The following is a 25,228-nucleotide window of genomic DNA, read 5'->3' as shown; positions in this document are numbered from 1 at the left end:
TGGTCGATATGCCTATGCGACTATCCCTCTTCGCGGCGATGCTCTTCCTCGCGGCTCCGTTGACGGCGTGCAGCCATTCGTCGCCCTCGCCTCCCACTCCTTCCGCTCCGCGTGAGCCGCCGGCGTTCACGACGACCGTGTCCGGAAGCGGCCAAATGGTAGTGTTCATCCCGGATCTGACCGCGCCCGGGGCGATGTGGGACAGCACCCTCGCGCACCTCGGCGGGCGCGTCGAAGCCCACGTCGTCGAAGTGGCGGGGTTCGCGGGCAATCCGCCCACGAGCGCGCCGCTCATGCCGAAGCTGCGCGACGGTATCGTGCGCTACCTTCGCGAGCGCCACGCGAAGAAGCCAATTCTCGTGGGGCTCATGTTCGGTGCGGCCATCGCGTATTGGATCGCGATGACCGAGCCCGATCTCGTCGGCGGCGTCGTAGCCATCGATGCTCCACCGTCGTTCGGCAAAGGCGCGCCGGAGCAGGAGGCCGAGGAGGAGCGCGACCGGATCCTTTCGGCCGATCCGCAGAAATACCCGACCATGGTGCGCCGGCGGCTCGGCAAGTGCATGAACGATTCCGCGCGCGCCGATTGGCTCGCCGAGAAGGCAGGCCGGTCCTCCAGCGCCGCCCATGCCGAAGCGTTCTTCGATATGGCAACCCGCGATCTGCGACCTCTCGTTGCCAGCATCCGCGCGCCGGTGCTTCTGTTCCGAACCACGGAGAACATCCCCGCCGACTTTCGCACCGAGGCCGAACGCGAGTACCGAGAAGCGCTCGCCCCCATTCCGAAGCACGAGATGCTGATCGTGAATGGCTCCCGGCACTACGTGATGTTCGATGCGCCCGACGTCTTCTTCGCCAACCTCGATCGCTTCCTCGCAGCGAACACGTTTCGGGGGCGGTGAACTTTCTTTGCAAACGGCGCCGTGGGCGGTGTCAGGGCTCCAAGAGGAGGTCTTTCCCCATGCGCTTTCCATTTCGAATCCTGTTCCTTGCCGCCCTTTCGTTTCCCCTTGCCTGCCAGGGCGTCGCCGAAACCGAGTCGGACGATACCGTGCAAACGCGTGCCGAGCCGCTCGAAGGGGCCCGAGGCTGCGAGGATCCGCGCACCCAGATCGTATTGCCCGGGCCTCGGGTTTACCCCGAGGGTGTCACCGTGACGCCGGATGGCACGTTTTACGCGGGGAGCATGGGGACGGGCGCTATCGTTCGCGTTCGCCCGGGCGCCTCCGTGGCGGAGCCCTTCGTGTCGCCGCGCAACAACTTTGGCGTCTATGGGCTCGTCGTCGATGCACGCAAGCACACGCTCTGGGCATGTACCGTCGACGACGGCTTGCTTCCCGCGCAGAGCACCTACCTCCATGGCTACAATCTGAGTACGGGCGCGCTCGAGCAGTCGTATGCGCTGCCCGGCGTCGACGGATTTTGCAACGATCTGACCCTCGACCGCCGTGGCAACCTCTACGCGACCGACTCCCTCGCGCAGACGGTGGTCACGTTGCCCGCGGGCGGGCATCAGGTGGTGACGTGGGCATCGGGCCCGCTCTTCGGGGGCGATCCCGGGCGCGTCACCGCGAACGGCATCGTCCTCGACAAGAGCCGCAATCGGCTTCTCGTCGGCAACATGTTCAAAAACACCATCATCGCCGTGCCTCTTCGCGGGGACGGACGCCCCGGCGAGGCCACGGTCCTGGAGATCGAACCGCCGGTGGTGGCCCCCGATGGCATCGAGTTCGTCGACGACGACACGCTGGTCATTCCCTCCTTCTCCGCCGGCACGGTGACCCTCGTCCGGCTCACCGACCATGGCCGTCGGGGGGTCAGCCGCATCATCGCGAGCGGACTCGCCCAACCCGCGACCGCCGCCGTTTACCGCGGCAGCGCCTGGGTCGCCGTCAGCCAAGGATTCGAGTTGGGCGAGGGCGAGCGGCCTGATCTACCCTTCATCATCAAGCGCATCCCGCTGCCGGCGTTCGAGTAGCGCGCGACCTCGATCCGCCCGGTGATGGGACCGGGCGGCTCGAAGCGCCGTGCTGGCGCGCGCATCCCCTTCGCGCCATCGACCTATCCCTTTTCGAGCGGCAGCCCTATACACGGCAAAACTGTGGCGTCGACATACGATCTTCGAGGCGCCACCTGAGTAGGAGAATGGGATGAGTCTTCTGGTGCAAATCGAGTTCAAAGTACGGGGCGACAGCGAAACAGAGTTTCTGCGGGTAGCTCGGGCACTGGCCTCCGCCGCCGCGACCGAGCCGGGAACGTTGCGCTACCAGTGGTTCGTCACGCCGACGCCTGGTCATTATTCGATCATCGAGGAGTACGTCGACGCCGACGCCGCCGAAGCGCACAACCACCATGTGGAATCACTTCTGCGCGAATTCTTTGCAGTGGCCGATCTGGTGTCGGCGGCCTTCTACGGAGAACTCAACGAGTACGTGCGCAATTGGGTTTCCGGCCGTGAGGGCATTTCGGTCCATGCGCCATTGAAGCCGTGAGCGAATGAGTGCAGCGCTTCGGACGAGCGCGCGACGGGCGACCCTCATTGGGTCGCCATAGCCAATTATCACTTTCCGTAAACTGGGCATGTGCGTCGGCGTGCACGATACCAGCGGTCGGTCGGCCCGGCCTCGAACGCTGGGACTTTCGCGCCAGGCGCCGTGTGCGCGCGCCCGCGTGGAAAGCATGACTCCGAGCGTCGGAACATGTGATTTCGACACGCGGCGCTCGTCGAAGTTCCGTGTAGACCTCGATTGACACAATCGGTCGTACGGGCAAAGCCCTCCCCCTCGGAGCGATGACGAATACTCATACCGATGCAGGGCCCATTCGCGCCGAGACTGGCGCGCCTATGTCGGATAGCGTTGCCTATGAAGTTTAGCGAGTTGGTGAAATGATTACCTCATCACTTACCGAGCATGCTAGCTACCTATCGAGGCGCACCGGAGGAGTGGACTTGCGGCTGACGCGCTGTTGACGGCGTCCGCGGGTTTCCATTTGCGGAGGCGAAAGCTCGGGATGTTCCAACGGGGATTGAGTCCCTGACGGGGCCCCATTGTGTCCGCGATCGTTGGCTCTTCAACAGGAAGTGAAAGCATGAACAAGGGACTTTATCGCACCGCGCTTCGGAGCGTCGCAGGTGTCGGCGCCGTGTTCGCAATTGGCCTATCGAGCACGTCGGCGACGGGTGGCCCCGTTCAGTTGGACGTCTTCGTTCCGCCGAACGATCTGCACCTGCAGGACGGTCTTTTCAATGCGGGTGGTCTCACCAAAGAGCAGTTCGACGGGGTCATTGCCCATACGAATTCCTTTTTCGCGCCCGTCGTCACCGGTCACGGCGGTACCCTGCAGATCAACGCGCTCTGGGACAACAGCACGGTCAACGCCAACGCATCGCGCAACGGCAACACCTGGGTCGTCAACATGTACGGCGGTCTGGCGCGCCGGCCCGAGGTGACGCCCGAAGGGTTTGCCCTCGTTCTGTGTCATGAACTCGGGCATCACCTTGGGGGATACGTCTTCAAGCGCAACGACTGGGCGGCCGCCGAGGGGCAGTCGGATTGGTTCGCCACGCAGGTCTGCGCGCGAAAAATCTGGCAGGACGATGCGGCAGGCAATGCGGCATTCCGCACCTCCGCCCCCCAGATTCTTCGCGATATGTGCGACGCCCAGTGGGCGACGGCCGAAGAGCAGAACCTGTGTTATCGCGTGGGGTCGGGCGGAATCTCCCTCGGCGCGCTCTTGGCCACGCTCTCCAGCACGTCCGTCGATATTTCGACGCCCGACACGACGGTCGTGAGCACGACGAATTCCGGCAGCTATCCGGGCGCGCAATGTCGATTGGACACGTACATCACCGGAGCGCTCTGCACGGTGCAGGGCGATCCTTCGGTGATCCCGGGCGTCAACAGCGCCACCCCGAAGAACAACGTGGACTCGGAGAAAGAGGCCGCAAAGTATCGCTGCTTGCCGTCCAGCACGGGCGTGCCGGGCTACAACGGCAAGGACGTTCCCACGTGCTGGTTCAAGGCCCTCGTCCCCGCTTCACGGTAAATCGGGGATAGCGCGGCGAGGAGGATCGAACCTCAGGCCGCGGGATTCATAATGGCGGCATTGTCGAAGCGAACCTCGGCAATGCCGTTTTTCATGCGCACCAACCGAAGCATTGGCCCGGAGGCGGTCTCGCGGGTGGCCGCCATGAGGAATTCCCCCCGGCCGAGGTTCATCAAGGCGCCGTAGGCCGCGGGGTTTGCCATGCGCAGCTGGCGGAAGATTTCGCTCGGAGGCTCCTTGCTCGGCGCCGTGTGTGACGACACGTAGGGTGCCGGCGCGGTGGTTCGAGGAAGGCCGCGCGTCGAACGCCCCGCCGCAACGAAGTCGTAGCGCAAGATGCGCGCGGTCGCCGTTGCGTGGTCCGCGACGAGAATCTCGTCCGGCAGATAGAGGACCGCGTCCCGCGTCTCCGCCCCACCGTCGCAGCCGAAGGCGCTGTAGAGCCGCAGGTTCGGGTCGGCGGTCGGGCACAGTAAGTTGGTGAGCGCGTCAATCACCTGCGACGTCGTATTCGCGGGGTTCAGTCGGCCCGCGATGCGTCGGCCGGCGGCCCGCAGTTCGGCGAAGACGTCGAGCTCGTAGAGCATGACGGCGATCGACGGGATCAAAACGCCACCGCGGGCATTCAGCGCTTCGACGACGATGTGCGAGCCGCGCACGGTCACCGCCAGCGGAGGGTCAACGAATCCAATGTCCGGACGCGAAGCAAGACCCGCGCACAGCACCGCACCACGCCGCCGATCGAGCTGCGCGGCCAGCGACGCCATGTCGCTTGGAGAAGGAAGCACCTCGACGTCGAGGTGAACGGATATGCCGCCGTTGGTTCGGCACGAATTTGGACTCATGAGACCTGGCTCCTTGGGTTGGCCGGTCTCGGATTCGTGGGCGGTCGGGTCGTCAAAAACAACGAAGGCCGCCTCGAATCGAGACGGCCTGAGATCGTTGGTACGCTACTGGCCGCTCGCTTCTAGACGAAGCCCCAATAGCTAAAATAGAAGGACACGCGCGACATCACGGCCCATGTCCTAGCAGAGCATCGTGGCCCGTGCAAGCCACGCGTGTAAGAACAGATCGCACGTGGAACCCATTCACTCGCACCACCGTTGCTTCGCTGGCCCCGTGCGAATCGCGCCCTGTGTGGAGGAGGGCTGCACCGCCCGGTCGCCTCTCCGCGTGCACGATCACGCATCGCTCGCCTTTTATGTCCGTGGCGAAGCGGTCATTCAGCAGCGCCAGACGCTGGCCGTTCGAGCGGGAGATATCTTGGTCATGCCGGCCGGCGAAACCCACCGGACCTTGAGCGCCAACCATCGGAGTCAATGGGGCATTGGATTCCATGTGGCCGACTTCGACGAACGCGAAATGGGGTCGTTGCTCGAGCCCTTCGAGCGAGCGCGCCAGGGGTCGCCACCCATCGTACGAATACCCGATCACCGGCGCGTGCATCTCGAACGGCTCTGCGCGGAGCTCCACCGCGAGACGACCCATGCGGCGAATGGAGCCCGCCACAGGCGCATCGCGCAGAAGAGTCTTCTCGCGCTCATCCTCACCGAGGTCGCGCGGGCGGCGAGCGTGACTTCGGGATTGCCTTCGGAGCCAACCTTGACGAGCGAGGCGCTCTCGTTCATCGAAGCCAACTACCTGCGCCCGATCTCGCTGACCGACGTCGCGGCAGCCGTACGGCGATCGCCGTCGTACACGACGACGACGTTGAAACGCACGACGGGAAAGACCGTCGTGGAATGGATCATGGCCGCACGGCTCGCGGAAGCGCGCAGCCGGTTGATCCACACGGACGAAATGGTGGACGTCATCGCCGAGCGGGTGGGCTACGCCGACGCGACGCACTTCATCCGGCTCTTTCGCCGCGCCCACGGTGCCACGCCTGCCGCATGGCGCGCGCAACAGCGCGGTCTCACGGGGTATCGCGGATGAACGTCTCGATCACGTCGGCCGTGGCCTCGGGGTTTTCCTCAGCGACATAGTGTCCAGAATCGGGAATGGTTGCAACTTGCACGTTGCGTACACCAAGCTGTCGCAAGGCCTCCGCCTGTGCGGGCTCGAGGCTCGAAACACTGTGATCCGCGCCGGCGAGCAGAATGGGAAGATCGATGGGCTCTCGGTGTGTGCTGCCAAACACGATATCGGCGCCGAACGCGCGATACAGCTCGAACCCTGCCGTCAGGCTCGCCGGGCTGCCGTATGCCGCCGCATACGCCTCGACGTCCTGATCGGTTATCGCCTCGGGGTGGACGGCGTGCGCGTCGATGAATGACCGAAAGTACATGAATTGTCGGCCCGCGATGAGTTTCTCCGCGAGCGGCTTTTGCTGGTGAAATCCGTAGTGCCACGCATGGGGCGACGCGCTCACATCGTCCCATGGCTTCGTGCCAGGGATGGGAATATCGAGAATGGCCACCCCTTTCACCTCGGCGGGATAGAGGCGTCCGTAGGCATAGGCAACGATGCCGCCGATGTCATGACCGATGAGGAAGACACGTCGAGAGCCGAGCGTCACGACGAGCTCGTGGATGTCGCGAGCAAGTGCCGCTTTGGCATACTCGGGAGAGGGCTCCGACGTCCCACCGATCCCTCGGAGGTCGGGCGCGATGACGCGGTAGCGCCGGGCGAGACGAGGAATGAGGTAGCGCCATTCACGCGAGCTCTCGGGCCAACCGTGAATGAGCACGACGGTCGTAGCGTCGGCCCCGGCATGGAGATAATGGACCTCCTGGGCGCCGACCCGGACGGTCGCCTCGGCAATCCCGAGGTCCGGGCTTTTTTCCGGCAAGGGAGATGCGGACGCCCCGCAGCCAAGCGCCATGGAAAGCGCGATGAACCACGTAGTTCCTATTTTCATTTCGGACAAAGTTAGTTCCGCGCTTCCAAGTCGAGTAGGGCGCGGATCGCGCTGCGATCGGCGGATTTTGCGCTGGGCGCTTGCTCGTACCCGTCCGAGCCCGCTAACTTCGGTCACGTGCAGTGGGGACTCGACCAGTGGCTGATCACCGATGCATTCCTGCAGGAATGGCGATTCTGGGTCGCGCCGCTCGAGGGCCGTGCGAACGAGCGCAAAATCTCGCGCTGGGACATGCCGCGCGAGCCGCTTTTTCATCTCATTCCGCAAGCGTTCAATGAATCCGGCGCTCGCGAGGATGATGTCGCGGCAGATCTTTTGGCGATTTACGATACCTTGACCGGCGCCCGACTCGCTGCTGAGCTACCGCAGCCCACACGGGACCGTCGTCGCCGGCTTCGCGGTTTCACGACGGAACTCAGCCGCGTGCTCTATGCGGCGATGGAGGCGGGGGTCCTCCGTTTCGAGCGGCACGAGGTGCCATGGCCGTTTCCGGAGAAGGAAGAGAAACCGGAAGACCGTCGCGACGAAGCGAAAAAGGACGAAGAGGAGACCTTCCTGTACAAACTGCGGCTGCACGATGGCCGATATGGACGGTGCAGCACACTGGATTATCGGCTCGTACTCGCAAATGGTCAAGTGGTCACCGGTACGACCGATGGAACGGGATTGATCGAGCAGCGCCTGCCGAAGCGGGAACAAACGATTCATGTCAAATATGCGCCCCCTGATTTGGACCATGAAATCGAGCGCGAAGTCATCGTCCTCCCCGAGACAACAACGGACGCCGATTACATCGCCCATCTCCGGAACATGGGCTTCGATCGAAAAGACGATCACCGCGCCATCATCGGCTTCCAGGCCGCCCACAAGGAGCTCATCATTACGGGAACGCTGGACCAAAAGACCAAAAATGCGATCAACGCAGTCGTCACGGGGCAACTGAACTCGGGAATTCAAGGATAAACGATGGCGGGACCGAATGGCATCACGGCGGTGGCACCACCGCCTCTCTATTACGCGGCCATCGATGGCTCCCCCGCGGTCGACAGCGAGGCGTTTTGCGCAGCGCTCGAGAGTCACCGCGGCTGGCGAAATCTCTTCAGCGACTTCCTCGCCAAAGCAACGGACGGCGATCCGAACCCGCGGCTCGAGGACCCGCGCCATCCCTATTTGCCCATCTGCGTCTACACCAAGAAGAAGAAGAAAGGGATCGCCATCGTGAGTCCCGGAGGCCGGGACTCACATGGAGACGATCTTTTTTGGACGGAATATCCAGGAAAGGATCCCAAAACGGGTCAAGCGGACCCCGTAGGCCATCGAGACTGGGGTGGCATTATCGGAATCACGGAAGGCCGTCATACGGCCGCAGAAGAGAGCGCGCGGTACATCCGAGAACTCTTCTTGCGCCCGCAAGTCGAACTAGTCTGGGGCGGTGGGACCGGCACCCAAATGCTGGCGCAGTTGCGGCACGGAGCTCCGACGCCCGGTGCCCAGGTCTTTGCGGCGGACCTCCTCTATGTCAGCTCTCACGGCTGGCTTGGAGGTTTCGCCGGAGGCTTCCTGATCGAAGAATGGCCTGATGCGAAACCGGCGTTGGCTCGGCGTCGCTACGATCCGAGCAAATATTATGCGGTGGGTGAACTGGCCCATCGAAACGAGGGCTTCGCGGGGCCGAAGTGGATCATTCTCGCGCAGTGCTCGACGCTCAACAGCGCAACATGGCCGCTATGGGCGCGCGTTCTCGCCAACAGCAACCCCCACGTCCGCGGTATCCTGGGCTATGAAGAGGCTTCACCGTTCCCTACCGGCGCGGCCTTCATCGCCGAGAAGTTTTTCGCGAACCTCGACAACAAAGAGACCTTTCTCGAGGCGTGGAAGAACGCAAACTCAGGACAACACTGGGCTGCCGTCGTTCACAAAGATGCGCTTGGCGACCGGCTCGATCAGTGGCGGAACTTCGCGGAGCTCGCGGACGTAAGCACAACGGACACGGTATCCAATTACCGAGGGTTTCTATCCAGTGTTTCGAGAGTCGAGAATATCGTCGAACCGCTGTTGAAATTCAAGCTGACACTCAAAAGCTCGCTCGACGGCAAGACCTTCAATCAGATCACGAGCGCCAACCTCCAGAGCTCGCAAATCGCTGCCTACGGTGCTGGCCGGACGTACCGCATGAAGATTCATGACCCTCCGCCGGGAGAGGTGATCGTCAAGGTCATCGTGACATGGATCCACATTCGTCCGACGCATGGGTTCAAGCCAACCATCGACCAGCTCTTCGCGGACACGAAAGCTCCTGGAACCGATGCGGTCGCAACGATCATTCCCGGAAAGCAAACACTGGATATTCTGCCGCTCGGGGCGCATCAAACGGAGATCACGTTGGATCTCGTGGCGCCCAACACGATCACCCATCCGAAGATCGAGGCACACCATTCGTATTTCTGGCCCCGTATCGAATTGGTCACGAATGCCACGCCGCCGGGTAAGCCGCATAAGTTCGATTTCAAGACCACCGGCCTCGTATATTGGGGCCATTGCAATTGTAGCCCGCCATGAAGACACGAAAGACCGTTCTCATCGCCGGAATCGCAGTTCTGCAAGTGGCAGGTTGCCGTGAGTCGCCAACCCGTTCAGAGGCCTCCATTGCCGTCGCGCCCATCGACGCGTCACTTGACGACGCGAGCTCCGATGCGGCGCAGGCGAATCCGAATGTCGACAAGCCGGAAGAAGATTTCGACCGAACGATGATGAAGTCGCCTTGGATCGTCCTTCATGCGCAAATGATGGGTGAGACGTCGATCTTCGATGTCGAAAACGATGGAAGCATTTTTTTCTCGCGCACGGGAAGCGGCAATCCTCCCATACGATGGCGAGGCAAGGCGGAGGCCTCGACGATTCGGAAGCTCGAGGAGACGCTGCGCAAAAGCAGGTTTTGCTCCCTTGCCAAGAGCGAGAGCACGGCACTCTCGAAGGGCGGTGGCATGTCGATCTCGGTCCACGAATTCGATTGCTTCGTCGCGCTCTCGTATCCGACTTGGCGAACCAATCCGCGCGCACGTGCCGGGTACAGCGAGGTGCGAAAGCTGATGAACGCGACGTGCGCGGACAAGTGCCGCAATCTGCCAATGTTGAGCGACGAGTAAATCCCACGCGGAGGGCGCGTGCGGGGGAGCGCGGGCTCGCAACGAACTTGGGCCGGCACGTGGAGTTGCCCCAAGGAGTGATTTTGTGAGCGACAGGGACGAGCGTGCGCGCGTCCAATTCTGGATGAAGAAGCTTATCTATCTGTGTCTGCTAGGAGGAGCCGCGGCGGCTTGCGCGGCAGCGTGTTCCGACTCCTCGGTTGCAAGTGAGATGACCGCTGCGACAGGCGAGGTCGACCCTGCCGTTTCACGAGCCGGGCTGACCGTGGCGGGGTGGTCCAAGCTCGATGCCGGCTTGCGCGCGCGTACGCTTTCGGCGAGCGCGGCGGCGACGTCGAACACGATGTCCATTTTCGTGGAGTCCAAGGCCCCGGAGATCACGCGCGCCGACATCGAAGCAGCGGGCGGCACGGTCGGAACGGTGGCCGGGCATGTCCTGACGGCGCGCATGGCGAGCGACGCCATCGCGGGCATTGCCAATTCCGCGTCGGTGACGAATCTGCCCAGCACGACCTGGGGCCGCGGAAAGATCGACGCGCTGGCGGCCATGAGCGACCCACGCCTGCCGCCACCGCCCGCGAAGAAAGACAGCGGCGGAGGATGCAACGTCGAGCCACCGGGCAGCGCGCTCTCGGGCATCGTCGTGATGGCCTTGGGCGTGGGCGCGCTCCTCGTGCGCCGGCGGCGCCCACGCTCATGACGAGAGGCTTCATCCTCGTCGAAATACCGTCTTCGCCCGAATCGTCAACTTGATGAGGACTTCGTCCTTGATCAAATCGTCCTGCTTGCCCGGATAGACGATGCCGAAGTCGTTGCGGTTGATCGTAAACTCCGCGTCGGCGTCGAGCTGGTCGTCGCTCACCTTGATCCTGGCCGGAAACGAGATCGACTTGGTCACGCCATGGAGCTCGAGGTTGCCCGTGATGGTGTGCGTGGCGCCCTTCTCGCCGCCGGCGCGGATGGCCGTGGAGGCAAAATGCGCCGTGGGAAACTTCGCCACATCGAAGAAGTCCGGCGTCTTCAAATGCTCCGTGAGCTTCTCCGCGTCCGTGGAGAGCGACTCGACCTCCACCTCCGCGTCCACCTTGCTCTTCTCGGGATTGCCATCGACCAACGCGACGGTGCCCGAGAACTTGCCGAAGGAGCCCTCTTGTTTGCCCGTGACCTTGGCTCCGACGAAATCGAACTTCGACCCATTGGCACTGGAGAATCCGAGCTTCGTCGACGCATCGGCGCTCACCGATTGCACCACGGCGGGAGCCGATACGTGCGCCTTCGCCTTGTCCTTGCCCGGGTCGTTGTCGCACCCCGCCGAGAGCGCGACCGAGACGAGTGCTGCCGCGGCATATCGAAATTTCATTGAAACTATCTCCTTCACAGGAACGTCGTTGGACCTGCTGGAGTAGTAAGGGCCGTCACTTTTGCTTGCACGCACTGAATCCGTAAAAGACACTTGCGCACGAGTCAGGAATAAGAGCCCGCCAACGAAGATCTCGCGGTATTCATTGCTCACTGGCACCCGCAGCGAGTGCCGAGGAACCGACATCGGCCCGAGGGGCGTCCGTGCAAACGGACGCCCCCGCCCCGAGTCAACGACCTACTTCGTTCAACAAGGCCTTGGCGGCGAGCTTGCCGACATTGTTGGACGCGAGCGGACTGTCACCGGTGATCAGCTTTCTATCCTGATGGCACTGACCGGTAATCCCGCGATTCAGGATTTCCACCCCAAGTGCAGCCAGGCGTTCGCCCACGAGCCAGGGCAGCTGGCCAGGCATGTAACCGATCGCGATGTTGGGCCCCGTGTCCACCGCGTCCGGGAACGAGCAGATCTGGTACCCCTTGAAAAGATAGTCTTCCTTGCCTTCACCCACGGCAGCAGCCAACAGGCACGCCGGCCCGTGGCAGAGCGTGATGATATGCTTGCCCTTGGCCAGCGCCCACTGCAAAACGCGTTTGACCTCCGTGCTGTGCGGAATACCCGCGAGTACGCCGTGGCCACCAGGGATGAACACGGCGATGTAGGGGCTGTCGTCGCCAAGGCTGCCGGCCAGGACATCCGAAAGCTTCTTCGGCGCCTTCAGCTTGGGCAGGTACTTCTGATATGCACTCCGCACGGCTGCGTCTTCGCCCGGCATGGCCCACATTTCCAACTTGGCCGGATTGCCAGACAGCGTCGCCACGTCCACCTCGAAGCCCGCCTTGTCCATGTGATAGACGGGCAGGAGGAGCTCGACGGGATGGTTTCCCGTCGAAAACATCGTCCCGTTCTGCATCAGGATGTAACGCTCGTCGGTGGCGATCATCAATACCTTCCACTTCCCCCCGGAATACGGGTTCGGGTATTGCGTGCCATCGAAGTCGGTCTTCGAAGCCGTGTATTGGCTCAAGGAATACGGCGAAGGGAAAAACGCATTGTGCTCGGCCGCATCCGGCGTCGGAGACTTGCTCAGTTCTGCAGGTTCGTGGCTCATGGCTTTCCTCTTTCGATGGACTTTTCCGAATCCCTTACTTCGTCACCGGGCACATGGACGGCGGGGCCGCCTCTGGCGAGGTCCCCCACCCGTCCGCATCGACTTCATCGGTCAGGGTGTAGTCGATGACTTGACCCGATTGGAGCTTCGAAACGGGCACGTAGACCTCGTCGAGCAACTCTCCGCCCACGCGAACCTCGTCGATGAAGCGCACCTTGTCGAACCCCGCGCCAGGTGCATTCAGCACGAGGTGTCGGCCGTTCTCCAACTGGACGTCCACCCGCGCGAAACGGGGCGGATGCACTAGGAAGTTCCCCGAACCCGGCATGAAGGGATAGAGCCCCATCACGTCGAACAGGTACCACGCGGACATGGTCCCGAGATCGTCGTTGCCGGTCACGCCATTCGGCGCATTGGTAAACAGCGTTTGCGCGGCATCGAGCACCACGGCCGTCTTGTCGGGGCGTCCGAGCACCGCATACATGAAGGCGCTGTGCAGATCGGGCTCGTTGTTCGGATTGTATCGGTACTGGTTGTAATACGCGTAGGGCCCCACGACCCATTTCTCACGCGCCGCCTTGGCTGGATTGGCGAGCAAATCGTCGTAGGCAAAGAAGATGTCGAGCCGTTTCGTGGCCTGCTCCCGCCCGCCCATCTTCGCGGCGAGGCCATTGGCGTCCTGGGGAACGAGCCATTGGTATTGCCACGCCGTCCCTTCGTGGAAGCCGTCCTCGGACGTAGGGGTGTACGGCTTGTCGGGCGGCGTGTAAAAGTTGCCGTCCTGCGTGCGCGGGCGCGGGAAGCCTTTGAACGCGCCCCCGTGATCGTTGTCCTCGACGGCGTCGTCCCACACGGCCGTCCAATTCTGTCCGCGCTTTTGGAGCCGGGCCGCATCGTCGGCATGGTTCAACTCGCTGGCCATGGCCGAGAGTGCGCAATCCGAGACCGCGTACTCCAGCGTTGCCGAACCACCGTGCTGGGGATCGGCGTCCTGCCCCTTCTTGACGAAATTCTTGTCGTAAAACGCAAATCCCTTGGGGATGTACGTCGTATTGCCCGCACGACCTTGAGAGCGCGACTCGGCCGGCGGAAGTTGCTCCGCATTTTGAAGCATGGCTTGGTACGCGTGCTCCTCCTCGCCTTGCAGAACCCCGTAACGCCAAAGATCGGCCATGAACGCGGTGACCGGATCGCCGGTCATGCAGTTCGTCTCGAAGTTGGCATAGGCCCAGCGCGGGAGCCATCCGCCCTGGTCGTGGATGGCGAGGATGGACTTGCCGATGTCACGCGCCCGAGAGGGCAACAGGAGTGCGAGGAACTGGTTTTGCGAGCGAAAGGTGTCCCACAGCGAGAAGAACTCGTAATACGTAAAGCCGCTCGCGGTGTGGATCGCGTTGTCCCAGCCCAAATACCGTCCGTCCACGTCATTGCCCGTGAGGGGCTGGAGAAGGGCATGGTAAAGGGCCGTGTAGAACACCGTTCGTTGATCGGTGCTGCCGCCATCGACTTTCACGCGGGCGAGCTCCGTTTGCCACGCCGCTTGGCTCTCTTGCCGCACGGCATCGAAGCTCTTGAGATAGCCGCCGCTCATGCCTTCGGCATTCAGGTTCTTGCGCGCGCCCTCGACATCGACGTGGGAAATGGCCGTGGTCAACGTCACCGCCTTGTCAATGGCGGTATCGAAGGTGATCCATGCCCCGCGAAGCCCTTGGTCACCTTCGCTGTGCTTGGAATTGGCATCGCCTCCAGCAGGGCTCCAGGTGCCCTGAGCCTTGAATGGCCGGTTCGCTTTGATTTGAAAATACGTCTTGTAGCGCTTACCACCGCAGAAGCTCTGGGTGTCGACGTAGCCCTCGAGCGTGTGGTCGTCGACCACGGTGATGGAGCTGGCCATCACGTTGTGCTTGTCGGTGGCCTGGCCCACGTTGACGAACACGTTACCTTGGGCACCGCTGCCAAAGGTATAACGCTCGGCCGTGGCGTGCGTGAGGGCGGTATTCTCTGCATCGATACCGCCATATTTGGTCAAGCGAATCTTGAAGTACCCGGCCTGCCCCACCTCTCCGTCGTGGGTATACTCCGCGCCATACTTGGAGTGGTCGAACGTGGTCGGGGAGGAGACGTCGAAGTCACTTCCGTTGGGCCCAATGGTTCCCACCGTGGGAAGCACGGAAACTTGGCCACCTTGCTCCCAGCAGCCCGCACCGGATATGAAGAAGTGCCCAAAGCCCTTGATCGCGGTGTTGTTGTAAAGATAGCCCGCATAGTGCGCGCCGATGGGACTCACCTGCGTCATGCCAAAGGGCGCCGACGCTCCGGGGAAGGTATTGCCATCGTCCTTGGTGCCGATGAACGTGTTGACGAGTCGTTCGTAGTGCTCGAGCGGCCCCGCATCGCCGCCGTCCACGGCTGCTCCGCCCTCGCCGCCGTCCGCGGTCGGAGAAGTGCCGTCCGGCCCCGCGTCATACGAACTTCCGTCCGGAGGGTTGCCCGACGGCGAATCGGACGAATCCGAACAGGCGAAGAAACTGGTGCCGAGAGACGTGGAGAACGCCAAAAGAGCGGCCGGCGCGCCGTTTCGCAAGACCTTCATGCCGGCGATACTAGGGCGACTTCCGCGCGTATGAGCGACAATACCAACTTACCGACGCGCCTTTATCTCACCTTGCGCCCCATATCCCGATACATCAACGCGTTGCGGTATTTAGCGTTGGGCCCGCCGCGGCCACCTCCCGTGCAAAGCTGCAAAGCAACGAGGTGGCCGCCGAGCGGTCGCTCGATGGCGGAGGTCAGGGCGCGCAGATGCCCGATTGTTCGATCTCGATGAAGCGGGTCACCCGCTGCGCTTCGTCGGAGATGGATGCGAGCGGCACACCATCCTTGGTGATGCTCGTGCCCGAAACGGCGCAACGATGGCCGGTTCGCGCGGTGCCGGCCGCGATCAGGCGAAGAAGTTGCTCCGCTCGCGTGGCCTCGTCGGAGAAGTAGAAGGCGTTTCGACCATCGATGGTGATGTAGGTTCCGTTCGCGCCGAGCCTGTGCGTGGTCGCGCACGCATTCCCACGTGTCAGCTCGACAAGCTTGTTCGCGCGGTCGATGTCCGCGCTCACGTAGAACGAATTTTGGCGGTCGATCGTCACGTAGGCGCTGTTCGCGCCGCAGCGGTCGGCGGGATTCGCCACGCCCGCCTCGACGAGGCGGACCAGGAGAGCGAGCCGCTCACTGTCCGCGCTCACGTAGAACGAATTTTGATTGTCGATCGTCACGTAGGCGCTGTTCGCCCCAAGGCGCCGCGAGGCGGTGCAGACACCGGCGCGCGTGGCCTCGATGAGCTTGTTTGCGCGGTCGACGTCGGCGTTCACGTAGAACGTATTTTGGCGATCGAATGTCACATACGCGCTGTTCGCACCGCAGCGATCGGCGCTCTTCGCCACCCCCGCCTCGACGAGACGGAGGAAGAGCTCGAGACGTTCGCTATCGGAGCTCACGTAGAAGGAGTTCTGGCCGTCGACGGTCACGTACGCGCTGTTGGCGCCGAGACGTGTGTAGCCGGTGCATGCGCCGGAGTCGGAAAGCTTTTTCAGTCCGTTGAAGCGCGCGTTCTCGTCGGAGAGGTAGAACGCGTTGTTCCCGTCGAGTGTGAGATAGTCACCTCGCATGCCGCATCGATTCCGGGGTCCGCCGTCGGGCCCCGCATCGGGCAGCCCGCCGTCGCCGCCGTCGGGACCGGCGTCGGGGAGGCCACCGTCGCCACCATCGGGACCTGCGTCGGCCTCGGGGTGAGGCTGAGGCTTGCGCGTCGGCCTGAGAATGGGCAGCGCGGGTGTATCGCTCTCGTACGAGACGACGAATGCGAGGCGGTCCACGGGGACGAATCCGCTCTTGATCGCGCAATGCGGAAGGGCCTCGCTCAAGGTCAACTTCGCGTGTGTGCGCGAGACCCGGGTGTCGAGGGTGTACTCGCTGTGGCGAAGCACTTGCGTCGGTGCGAGTTCGCACGTGGTGGCGGGATGGCCCGTGAGATCGCTCACGAACGCCGTCGCGCCGGTGACATAATACGCCGTGCTCGTGGCACTCGGACATCCATCGATCACATCATCCTTCGAGATTTCGCCGCTCCGAATCGTGCCCGCCGCGTCGAGGTAGTCGACTTCGTATTTGTCGAAAAACGGCTCTCGGGTAAATGTGCGAATGACGAGATCGCCCTTGCTCAGATGGTCCGTGATGGCCCCGCCGGCGCCCTTCGAGATAACCGCCGCCCCGTCTGCGTTCACGGTGAGCTCCGTGCAGTAGGCAAGACCGCGGGAACCCGGAATACCGCCGTCGCCCGGGGTACCGCCGTCCGTCGTTTGGTCGCCACCGTCGGTGGTCTGTCCGCCGTCATTCGTCCTGTCGCCGCCATCGGGAGGCGGAAAGGGCGAGGGCGTGCCGCTCTCGTCACTGCATGCAGAGATCATGGCCGCGAGCGCTGCGGCGCCAAGGAAGAAGAAGCTCGAAGTTCGTAGCGTACGTAATTTCATGGGTTCGGTCGTAAAGGCAAGGTCGAGACGTGATGGCGCTTGACGAGCGCCGGCCCCGAGGAGTCATGCGAATCGTGTTCGGCACATAGCAATGCGTGCGCCTTCGCATCGGAGGCGCGATCCCAGGCGAAATACGCGATTTTGCGTCGCGGTGTGACCCAAAAATCACATCGCTGGTGCAAACGAAATAAACGGCGGCGCCCTTCGGATTTTACGCAACTTCCCGATTATTGCGGTCATGGAAGCCCTTACGGACTACGTCACTTCCTTCTCGAAGTCGCGGAGGATGCGGGTGGTCTTCGCCTCGTCGATCCGGCTGATGAGACGCTTGTCTTCGTGCTCATCGCGGATCGTCTTGGCCAGCGAGAAGCAGGACCCCACCGTGAACAGGACCCCCATACCTAGAAAGCCGCGCACCCAGGCATCGACGGGGAGATACGCGATGCCGACGCCGGTCATGCCCACCGATACGACGAACGAGATCCAAACTGGACTACGGCTGGCCCGGCAACGCGCGCGAGCTCGAGCAGTGTGTTCGACGGGTCTTGGTCACGCGCAGCTATCACGGCGACTCGGCATGGTCATCGCGCCCGCACCCCGACGATGCCAACGCCGACGAGGCGCTGACGCGTCATTTACGGTCCCTTTTGACGGTCCACGGAAGCATTGCCGAGGTCTCTCGACGCGCCGGTCTCGATCGCCGTACCGTCAAAAGACACTTGAATCGAAACCGCTGACCCCTTTCAAGCTTGGAGGATGCGCACATGGAACGATTTACGGGCGGTTGTTGGTGCGGAGACGTTCGAATCGTGGCGTCAGGGCTCCCCTACCGAGTCGGCATTTGTCACTGCCTCGATTGCCGCAAGCATCATGGGGCCCTTTTTCATGCTTCCGCGATATTCCCCGAGGATGCGGTGACGATCGAGGGCGAAACACGCGACTACGCCGGGCGGTTCTTCTGTCCTCGCTGCGGCTCGCCCGTTTTCGGCCGGTCCGCCGACGAAATCGAAGTCAACCTAGGATCCCTGGATGCACCCGACCAACTGAGGCCAACCTACGAACTCTGGGTCGTCCGTCGCGAGGCCTGGTTGCCGGAGTTTCCGCTCACGCGACGCTACGATCGCGATCGCGAGTCCACGGGTCGTTCCGAGGATTAGGGGATCGGGAAGTTCGAGGTGATGCGCTACGGTCGTCGCCATGCCTCGCGGCGCGCTGACCGACATTCTCGCCCACGATCTTCGGATCCTTCTCGTCGCCATCAATCCCGCTCCGCCCTCCTTGGCATCGGGGTATCATTTCGCGACGCCGACGAATGGGTTTTGGAAGCTCATGTTCGAATCAGGGCTCACGCCCCGGCTCTATCGACCTTTCGAAGCCTCGTGCTTGCTGTCGGATGGAATCGGCCTCACGAGCCTCGTGTCGCGCGCGACACGGACCGCGGCCGAGCTCACACTCGGTGAGCGACGCGAAGGGGTCGTCGCGCTGGCGAAAACGGTCGAACGATGGAAGCCCCGCACGATTGCGCTTCTCGGTCTCACGCTCTTTCCGGTCCTTTTTCCAGATGCCGAAGACCCTGGCCCCGGATTGAAGAAGGTGGCGTTCGGGAACGCGTCGGTATTCGTGTTGCCGAATCCCAGTGGTCGTAACCGTGCGTATCCCGGTGTGCGAGGGAAACTACCTTGGTATCAAAACCTGGCAAAGACGTTTCCTCGCGAATCGTAGCCACGAGCGACCGACCGTCTCACAATCGCGATTCCGACGCCGGACGAGGGCGATGAATGGGCCGAACGGAGCGTGCAACCATGGAACTAATCATGAATATCCTTCGATGCCTATCCGCAGCGTCGATCACCGTGTTCCTCGGCTGCGCATCGTCAGGATCCGACGAACAGGCGCCGACGACGGTTCGTGTGCACTACCCGGTTGGCGCTCGGACGCTGACCCTCACGTCGGCCCGCGAACCTCGAACGGGGACCTATCTCGGTGACGATACTTGGGAATTCTCCTTCGACGGCGCCTCCTCGGCGCTAAGCGTCAAACCCGTACTCGACGGCGTGCCTGCGCGCGGTCCCGACTACGGAGTACGCGCGGGGGAGAGGGTCGACATCTATCCACATTTCTTCCAAGTACGCGGGAGCGTGAGCACGCGTTGGCCCGAGTTCAAATCGACGGTGCACCCCCGACCGGACGGGATGGGGCGCCCCATCGAAGTGTACCTACCTCCGAGCTACGAGGAGAACCCCACCGCGCGGTTTCCGGTCATCTACATGATGGACGGTCAAGCCATGTTCAGCAACTGGGTCATCGGCCCCGTGGTGCTGGGCGACGCGCTCGTCGACGATGCGCTCGACGCGGCCGCCGAGACGGGGGCGATCGCGGAGACGATCGTGGTGGGCATCGACAGCCCGGTGGTGGCCAACGCTTCGGATCCGCTGGAGGATCGACATCTGGAACTCACGCCCACCAATGCCTTCGACCCGACGGGTAGCGTGAAGAAGAGCGGCGACGGTCCCAAGTTCTTGTCGATGCTGGTGGACGAGCTCAAACCGCTCGTCGATGCCGAGCTGCGAACGCGGCCCGCGCGCGAGAGCACGTTCATCGGTGGCGGATCGCTCGGAGGGCTCATGTCCGCCTATGCCGGGGTGACACGCGGGGACGTGTTCGGCGGCATCGTCTCGCTGTCGGGATCGGCGTGGTGGGACGATCGCCTTGCCGTACGCATGGTTCGTGACGCGAAGACGGGTCCGAGGCAAACGTTGAAAGTGTACGCCGACGTTGGCGGCGGCGAGGTTTACCCCGAGACCGATCTCAAAGACCTCATGATTGCGAGCAATCGAGACCTCTTTCAAGCCTACACGGATGCAGGCTACGTCGAGGGACGCACGCTCATGACCTTGGTCTCCCCGGCCGTCGACCCCGGCAACGAGCACAACGCCACCCATTTTGGAAGGCGGATCCCTTCCGCCTTGGCCTTCGTCATTGGACCGGGTCGTTAGCGACCTCGCGCGACACCGCTTCCTGTGGACGCGATTGGTATAGGCTCGGGGCGTGGACAACCAAGGGAGCCTCATGAGCAACGACATGCCCGATGATGCCGTCACCGTGGACGGGATGACCGCGCGGCAAGCCATCGACCGCATCGAGACCGCGGGAAGGCCGCGCCCGCACGATCGCCGTCTGCATGCACGCGGGGCGGTCTACGACGCACGGTTCGTCCCCACCGGCCATGTCGCGGGGCTGACCCGGGCGACGCATCTCACGACGGAGACGGAAGCCGTGATTCGATTCTCGAACGGCTCGCCGAAGATCGATGCCGACGATCGCATCAAGGGCATTCGTGGAATGGCCGTGAAATTCCTATCCGACGGGCGTGCCGTGGCCGATCTCGTCGCTGCGAATTTTCGGGTATTTCCGAGCAATACGCCGGAAGGGTTCATCGATCTGGTCGAGGCAATGGCCGCCGCATCGGCCGCCGATGGGACCCTCGCGGATCGGGCGAAGAGCAAGATTGCCGCCGTCGGAAAGATTGCCGGTGTGCTCGCGCACCACCCCGAGAGCCGCGCCGGGCTGAAGACGTTCATCGCGCGGCAGCCACCCGCGAGCTTCGCCACGTGCCGCTACGATGGACTGCACGCCTTCTTCCTGGTCGATGCCGAAGGCCACCGGCGCGCGTTCCGCTACCGCCTGGTACCGCAGCTCGGCGAGATCGAGCTCGAGGCCGCGCACGCCAGCACGCTGACCCCCGATTTTCTGCTCGGGGAGCTCGACGCGCGTCTAAACGCGGGCCCGGTGTCGTTCACGTTGGTGTTCCAATTGGCCGAGGAGGGCGATCCCACGAACGATCCCTCCATCGCGTGGCCGGAGCATCGTCCTCTTTTACCCGCCGGCTATTTGCACGTCCAACGACGCTCCGCGCGCAACGACGAATGGGAACGCCACGTCTTCGACCCGACGCGCGTCGCACCGGGGGTGGAGCTGTCCGAAGATCCCGTGCTCCGGTTCCGTCCGCACGCGTATTCCGTTTCCGCCGAACGCCGATCCACCTAGCGAGAGGCGCAGTCGCGCTCGCGAATGCCATTGGGGTCCGTCGACGCGGGCATAGGTCAGTGGCCAGTGCTTGCATATGCAGCGGTGCGTAGAGGGCATGCCCGCGGTTGACCGGTTTTCGGAAGCGAACGCAAACGGAACGAGAGGTCGGGACCGCGGCTCCGCCATTTTGGACGTCGCGCATTCCGATCGCGTTTCCATTCATGGATGCTAATCTTGGCCCGCTCTCTGTCGCCTGACCTTCGCGTAAGAAAGCCTGATCAAGGAGGCTCCTCATGCCGTTCCGTGTTGCACGTGTCCTCGTTTCCGCCGCGCTGCTCTCCGCAACGTTCATTGGTTGCCACAATGAGGAGGCGCCCCCGCCCGCTTCGCCCGCCCCCGCTCCAACTACGGGCGACGTGAACGTTTCCGCCGCCGCGCCGCCTGCACAAAACGCCGCGCCCGGCTCGACGCCCGGTGAGAATCCCAACGCGCCCCGCGCCATCACCGTCGGTAGCCAGCCACCGGACTTCACGACGAAAGCCCATGACGGCAGTACCCTCAGCCTCTCGTCGCTGAAGGGAAAACCCGTGGTCATCTATTTCTATCCCAAGGACGAGAGCCCCGGCTGCACCAAGGAGGCTTGCTCGTTCCGCGACTCTTGGAACGACCTCCAGAAGAAGAACGCAGTCCTCATCGGCGTCTCGGCGGACAGCGAAAAGTCGCACCAAGATTTCGCGAAACACTACAAGTTGCCCTTCCTCCTGGTGAGCGATCCCCAGGGTGTCATCGCCAAGTCGTTTGGCGTGTCCTTCGAGGGCGGGATGGCCGACCGTCAGACCGTCGTTATTGGCGCGGATGGAAAGGTGAAGAAAATCTACCGCACCGTCGACGTGTCCAATCACGCAAACGAGGTCGCCAAAGACCTGAGCTCCTAACCGAATCCATGCGCGGCTCGGTGTCCTCGGCATGAACCGGTGCACCGAGCCTGCAGCCTGGAAGCTCTCTTAGCTTTTCGATATCGTCTTATTACGGCTCACCCGATGCCAAACCGAGTCGCGACGTCGCGACACGTCTCGCATCTGCCCGATCGCAGGCCTCCCCCATTCAATGGACGCAGCTCGCCGACGCGGTTGGCGACGCGCGTGCCAGGCGTCACGTCGATTTCCTGACGGAAATCTACACGACGTCCTGATTGGAGATTAGGAGTACGCCGCGTTGCTCGGTCGCTCTCGACCGAAAGGGGAGCCTTATGTCTCGGTATGGAATAAACAGTACGTTGAGGGGCACATTTCTTGCCGGCGTCGCGGCAATGGTCGCCGTAGTGGCCATCGTAGGATGCGGCGGGGATCCGGAGACCTTTCTGGACGTCGACGCGGGTTTTCCATGGCCGCAGGACGGCGGGGTGAAGGAGCCGGTCGCCACTCCGGAGTTCGACCCGGGGCCGGGCACGTTCACGTCCGCGGTGTCCATTTCGATCCAGACGGCGACGCCCCAGGCGGTCATCCATTATACGGTGGACGGCAGTACGCCCACGGCAGCATCGACGGCGTATGGCTCACCGATCTCCATTGCGAAGACGACGACCGTGAAGGCCATTGCCGTCAGGCCGGGATATCCGAATTCGGAGGTCCAGACGGGAGTTTATACCATCGATATCGCGAGCGGAACCGTCGCCGCAGTCTCGATCAGCCCGAGCGCCGGGACGTACGAAAACGACGTTGGCGTCACCCTCACCAGCGCCACCGCGAGAGCGACGATTTGCTATACGCTCGATAAGTCGGCACCGGCTTGCCTCTCGGACATGTGCGCCCGGGGCTCCACCTACTACGATGCCAGGCGCCCCGTCTCCATTACGCAATCGGGCCAACGCATCACGGCCATTGCGTGCGACACGCGCAAGTCCCCGTCGCCGCTCACGCAAGCGGACTATTCGCTCAAGGCGGCGGCGCCCGTGTTCGACCCGGCCCCAAAAGACTTCGACGAGTACGAGTGGTCGACAGTTGCACTGCGCACGAACACGGCCGGAGGGGTCATTCATTATACGGTCGACGGTTCTACGCCCACCTGCGCCAGCCCGAACATCTTCAATGAACGCGGGACGATCCCGGCAGGTGCATTTGCCGACGGTGTCGCGATTCGAGCGCTCACATGCAAGGAGCATTACAGCGCCAGCGATGTTGCTGTAGCAGCTTATTACATTCGTCCCACCTATCCAACCTTCGATCCGCCCGCGGGTACCCCCATTCCGGCCACCCAGGAGGCACTCGATGTCACGCTCTCCTCGATTCGAGCGACGGAGGTTGCATATGCCACCGACGGCTCGACGCCGAGTTGCAGCGGTCTCCGAGTCGCGAATGGCGGCAAGGTTCGCGTCACGGCGAATAGCTTCTTGACCGCGCTCGGCTGCAGGACCGGCCACCCGGCGGGCGGGTCGAGTCAAGCCCACTATCCCAAGGCCGGCACGACGGCGGCGCCGGATTTCTCTCCGGCAGGCGGCACGTATGGCTTTCACCAAGACGTCGCCGCGTCGAGTTGGAACGCCGATCGCGTCTGTTATACGGTCAACGGTGCGGATCCGGATTGCAACGAAAGTGCGTGCACGACGGGTTCACCATTCCCGGAGAAGCTCGCCGTCAACACGACCGGGACCGTGATCAAGGCCATTGCGTGCAAGTCGGGCTTGTTCAAATCGTCCGTGGCGAGCGCGGTGTACCATTTCAAAGTGGACGACGTGTTCTTTGGGCTTTTCTCAGGGTGGGACTACCCCGTTGGTTCCGACCTCCAGTACTCGTCGGGGTACACGGGCAGCGAAGGGGGCGTGACCTACCATGCGGCCTATGGAACGGACCCGACCTGCGCGTCCGACCCTGCGCCGGGTTGGCTCCAGCCCGACGAGCGCGTGGATCTCCGGGTCATCGGCTGCAAGGAAGGATACGAGCCCTCGAAGGTGCGGGTCGCGGAAGCGTATCGTCCGATCACCGCAATGCCCACGTTCTCTCCGGGCTCCGGCAATTATACGGATACGCCGACCGTGACGCTCGATTCCGTCACCCGGAGCAGGGCAGGATGGCCCACGAAGATTTGCTATACGATGGATGATACGGAGCCCGGGTGCGATGCGGCCACGCTCGCGTGCACCGGAACGGGAGACGTCCACGGGGGCGCGGCGCCGCTCGCCGTGAAGGTCAAGACGCGCACGAGCATTCGGGCGACGGCATGCGCGACGAGCGGAAAGCTTCCCGCATGGGGATGGGCGGGCGAAAGCTACTGGCTGGAGATGTCGGAGATGACCTTCAGCCCCGCGCCCTCGTCGGGACCGTTCACCGGCGTCATTCCGAAGATCGATATCGCGATTGCGACACCGCCCGAAAACCCGCGGATCTGCTGGTCGGACACACGGTCCGTGGTACCGGAGGATTGCCTCGCGGAGACGGCGCCGGCCGGCGTCCGTTGCGCCAATGCGGCAAGCGTCTCGGCGGACCATGATGGATTGGGTTACGATTCCGATACGACGCTCAATGCCGTCGCCTGCAAACGGGGGGAGCCCGGCCTGATACCGTCGACGGGGCAAGCGTCGTACACGGTGGTGCCCTACGCGCACGTCATCGAGATGGACGGCGTGAACGACTTCGCCACGGTCGACGCGCTCACGACGAAGAGCGGAAATACGGCGTTCGTGAGCTGGGACCGACATGGGTACATCTACGTTGGCATGCAGGGTGCGCCCATCGGATCCACGACGGATTATGTGAGCGTCTATTTGAGCGGCGACGGCGGCGTGCGCACCGGACTCGACACCGGCGTCGTGTCTTCGCCCACCGCGCTTCCCTTCGCCGCGAAGTATCACGTGCGGTGGAAGACCGACGGTCGCGATACGCGGGTTCGTCTTTTCAATGGCATCGCGTGGGTCGACGCGCCGTTCCAGCTCACCGACGGAGAGATCGCCCGAGGCGGCACGGGCGCGAGCTCGTTCGTGGAGTTTCGGCTTCCGCGAAGCGCGTTTGGCGATGTGGTCGACATCGCAGGGACGCTCTGGAAAGACGGCACGATCGACGCGTGGCCCGCACTGGATGGCCACTACGTCCACGCCAACTTTGCCAGCGCGCGGCCTGCAGGGGATTCCATTTTCCCCAGGCCGTGAACTCCCCTGGCCTC

The 25,228-nt window shown here is 63.0% G+C and carries 22 protein-coding genes; 15 read left to right on the top strand and 7 right to left on the bottom strand.

Going from position 1 to position 25,228, the window contains the following annotated elements:
• The first annotated feature begins 14 nt into the window (after positions 1-14).
• The 4 genes from LVJ94_03260 to LVJ94_03245 all read left to right on the top strand — a co-directional run bounded on the left by LVJ94_03260 (position 15) and on the right by LVJ94_03245 (position 4,047).
• Complete coding sequence (locus LVJ94_03260) at positions 15-902, top strand: alpha/beta hydrolase (GenBank protein ID WXB06265.1); 888 nt, start codon at positions 15-17, stop codon at positions 900-902.
• Positions 903-961: 59 nt separating this feature from the next.
• Entirely contained in the window at positions 962-1,978 is a 1,017-nt protein-coding gene (locus LVJ94_03255; protein ID WXB06264.1) for a hypothetical protein, read from the top strand.
• Between the two features lie 172 nt (positions 1,979-2,150).
• On the top strand, positions 2,151-2,492 hold the full coding sequence (locus LVJ94_03250) for an antibiotic biosynthesis monooxygenase (GenBank protein ID WXB06263.1): 342 nt from the start codon (positions 2,151-2,153) through the stop codon (positions 2,490-2,492).
• Between the two features lie 598 nt (positions 2,493-3,090).
• A complete protein-coding gene (locus tag LVJ94_03245; protein WXB06262.1) occupies positions 3,091-4,047 on the top strand; it encodes a hypothetical protein in 957 nt (318 codons plus the stop codon).
• A 32-nt stretch (positions 4,048-4,079) separates the two neighbouring features.
• Here LVJ94_03245 and LVJ94_03240 read toward each other — a convergent pair whose 3' ends face one another.
• On the bottom strand, positions 4,080-4,892 hold the full coding sequence (locus LVJ94_03240; GenBank protein ID WXB06261.1) for a hypothetical protein: 813 nt from the start codon (positions 4,890-4,892) through the stop codon (positions 4,080-4,082).
• A 274-nt stretch (positions 4,893-5,166) separates the two neighbouring features.
• On the opposite strand from LVJ94_03240, the gene LVJ94_03235 reads away from it, so the two are divergent.
• Positions 5,167-5,982, top strand: a complete 816-nt coding sequence (locus tag LVJ94_03235) for an AraC family transcriptional regulator (protein ID WXB06260.1) — start codon at positions 5,167-5,169, stop codon at positions 5,980-5,982.
• Here the strand turns inward: LVJ94_03235 and LVJ94_03230 are convergent.
• Complete coding sequence (locus tag LVJ94_03230; GenBank protein ID WXB06259.1) at positions 5,963-6,907, bottom strand: alpha/beta hydrolase; 945 nt, start codon at positions 6,905-6,907, stop codon at positions 5,963-5,965. The genes LVJ94_03235 and LVJ94_03230 overlap by 20 nt on opposite strands.
• A gap of 117 nt (positions 6,908-7,024) precedes the next feature.
• On the opposite strand from LVJ94_03230, the gene LVJ94_03225 reads away from it, so the two are divergent.
• The 4 genes from LVJ94_03225 (at position 7,025) to LVJ94_03210 (ending at position 10,753) form a co-directional block, all read left to right on the top strand.
• Positions 7,025-7,870: a hypothetical protein gene (locus LVJ94_03225; GenBank protein WXB06258.1), complete on the top strand. Its 846-nt coding sequence runs from the start codon at positions 7,025-7,027 to the stop codon at positions 7,868-7,870.
• Between the two features lie 486 nt (positions 7,871-8,356).
• The gene (locus LVJ94_03220; GenBank protein ID WXB06257.1) at positions 8,357-9,466 is read left to right on the top strand and encodes a hypothetical protein; all 1,110 of its coding nucleotides are present in this window, start codon (positions 8,357-8,359) and stop codon (positions 9,464-9,466) included.
• Positions 9,463-10,053, top strand: a complete 591-nt coding sequence (locus LVJ94_03215) for a hypothetical protein (GenBank protein ID WXB06256.1) — start codon at positions 9,463-9,465, stop codon at positions 10,051-10,053. Before LVJ94_03220 ends, LVJ94_03215 begins: the two co-directional genes overlap by 4 nt.
• A gap of 211 nt (positions 10,054-10,264) precedes the next feature.
• A complete protein-coding gene (locus LVJ94_03210) occupies positions 10,265-10,753 on the top strand; it encodes a hypothetical protein (GenBank protein WXB06255.1) in 489 nt (162 codons plus the stop codon).
• A 9-nt stretch (positions 10,754-10,762) separates the two neighbouring features.
• Here LVJ94_03210 and LVJ94_03205 read toward each other — a convergent pair whose 3' ends face one another.
• The 5 genes from LVJ94_03205 to LVJ94_03185 all read right to left on the bottom strand — a co-directional run bounded on the left by LVJ94_03205 (position 10,763) and on the right by LVJ94_03185 (position 17,503).
• The gene (locus LVJ94_03205; GenBank protein WXB06254.1) at positions 10,763-11,413 is read right to left on the bottom strand and encodes a YceI family protein; all 651 of its coding nucleotides are present in this window, start codon (positions 11,411-11,413) and stop codon (positions 10,763-10,765) included.
• A gap of 229 nt (positions 11,414-11,642) precedes the next feature.
• Positions 11,643-12,524 carry a protein deglycase HchA gene (gene hchA / locus LVJ94_03200; protein WXB06253.1) on the bottom strand — a complete coding sequence of 294 codons (882 nt, stop codon included), beginning with the start codon at positions 12,522-12,524 and terminating at the stop codon, positions 11,643-11,645.
• 34 nt (positions 12,525-12,558) lie between these two features.
• On the bottom strand, positions 12,559-15,117 hold the full coding sequence (locus LVJ94_03195; GenBank protein ID WXB06252.1) for a GH92 family glycosyl hydrolase: 2,559 nt from the start codon (positions 15,115-15,117) through the stop codon (positions 12,559-12,561).
• 196 nt (positions 15,118-15,313) lie between these two features.
• Positions 15,314-17,044 carry a hypothetical protein gene (locus LVJ94_03190; GenBank protein WXB06251.1) on the bottom strand — a complete coding sequence of 577 codons (1,731 nt, stop codon included), beginning with the start codon at positions 17,042-17,044 and terminating at the stop codon, positions 15,314-15,316.
• Positions 17,045-17,299: 255 nt separating this feature from the next.
• On the bottom strand, positions 17,300-17,503 hold the full coding sequence (locus tag LVJ94_03185) for a hypothetical protein (GenBank protein ID WXB06250.1): 204 nt from the start codon (positions 17,501-17,503) through the stop codon (positions 17,300-17,302).
• Between the two features lie 305 nt (positions 17,504-17,808).
• Between LVJ94_03185 and LVJ94_03180 the strand changes: the two genes are divergently transcribed.
• From LVJ94_03180 to LVJ94_03155, 6 genes are all read left to right on the top strand, one after another.
• On the top strand, positions 17,809-18,201 hold the full coding sequence (locus LVJ94_03180; protein ID WXB06249.1) for a GFA family protein: 393 nt from the start codon (positions 17,809-17,811) through the stop codon (positions 18,199-18,201).
• A 40-nt stretch (positions 18,202-18,241) separates the two neighbouring features.
• Positions 18,242-18,766, top strand: a complete 525-nt coding sequence (locus LVJ94_03175; GenBank protein WXB06248.1) for a mismatch-specific DNA-glycosylase — start codon at positions 18,242-18,244, stop codon at positions 18,764-18,766.
• A 92-nt stretch (positions 18,767-18,858) separates the two neighbouring features.
• A complete protein-coding gene (locus LVJ94_03170; protein ID WXB06247.1) occupies positions 18,859-20,040 on the top strand; it encodes a hypothetical protein in 1,182 nt (393 codons plus the stop codon).
• Positions 20,041-20,092: 52 nt separating this feature from the next.
• On the top strand, positions 20,093-21,091 hold the full coding sequence (locus LVJ94_03165) for a catalase (GenBank protein WXB06246.1): 999 nt from the start codon (positions 20,093-20,095) through the stop codon (positions 21,089-21,091).
• Between the two features lie 275 nt (positions 21,092-21,366).
• Positions 21,367-22,008 carry a peroxiredoxin gene (locus LVJ94_03160; protein ID WXB06245.1) on the top strand — a complete coding sequence of 214 codons (642 nt, stop codon included), beginning with the start codon at positions 21,367-21,369 and terminating at the stop codon, positions 22,006-22,008.
• A gap of 374 nt (positions 22,009-22,382) precedes the next feature.
• The gene (locus LVJ94_03155; GenBank protein WXB06244.1) at positions 22,383-25,214 is read left to right on the top strand and encodes a chitobiase/beta-hexosaminidase C-terminal domain-containing protein; all 2,832 of its coding nucleotides are present in this window, start codon (positions 22,383-22,385) and stop codon (positions 25,212-25,214) included.
• Positions 25,215-25,228 lie beyond the last annotated feature (14 nt).

The organism is Sorangiineae bacterium MSr11367 (assembly GCA_037157805.1).
Taxonomy (GTDB): Bacteria; Myxococcota_A; Polyangia; order Polyangiales; family Polyangiaceae; genus Pendulispora; species Pendulispora rubella.
The sequence above is the reverse complement of the archived record's forward strand: the minus strand, read 5'-3'. Positions and strand labels throughout refer to the sequence as shown.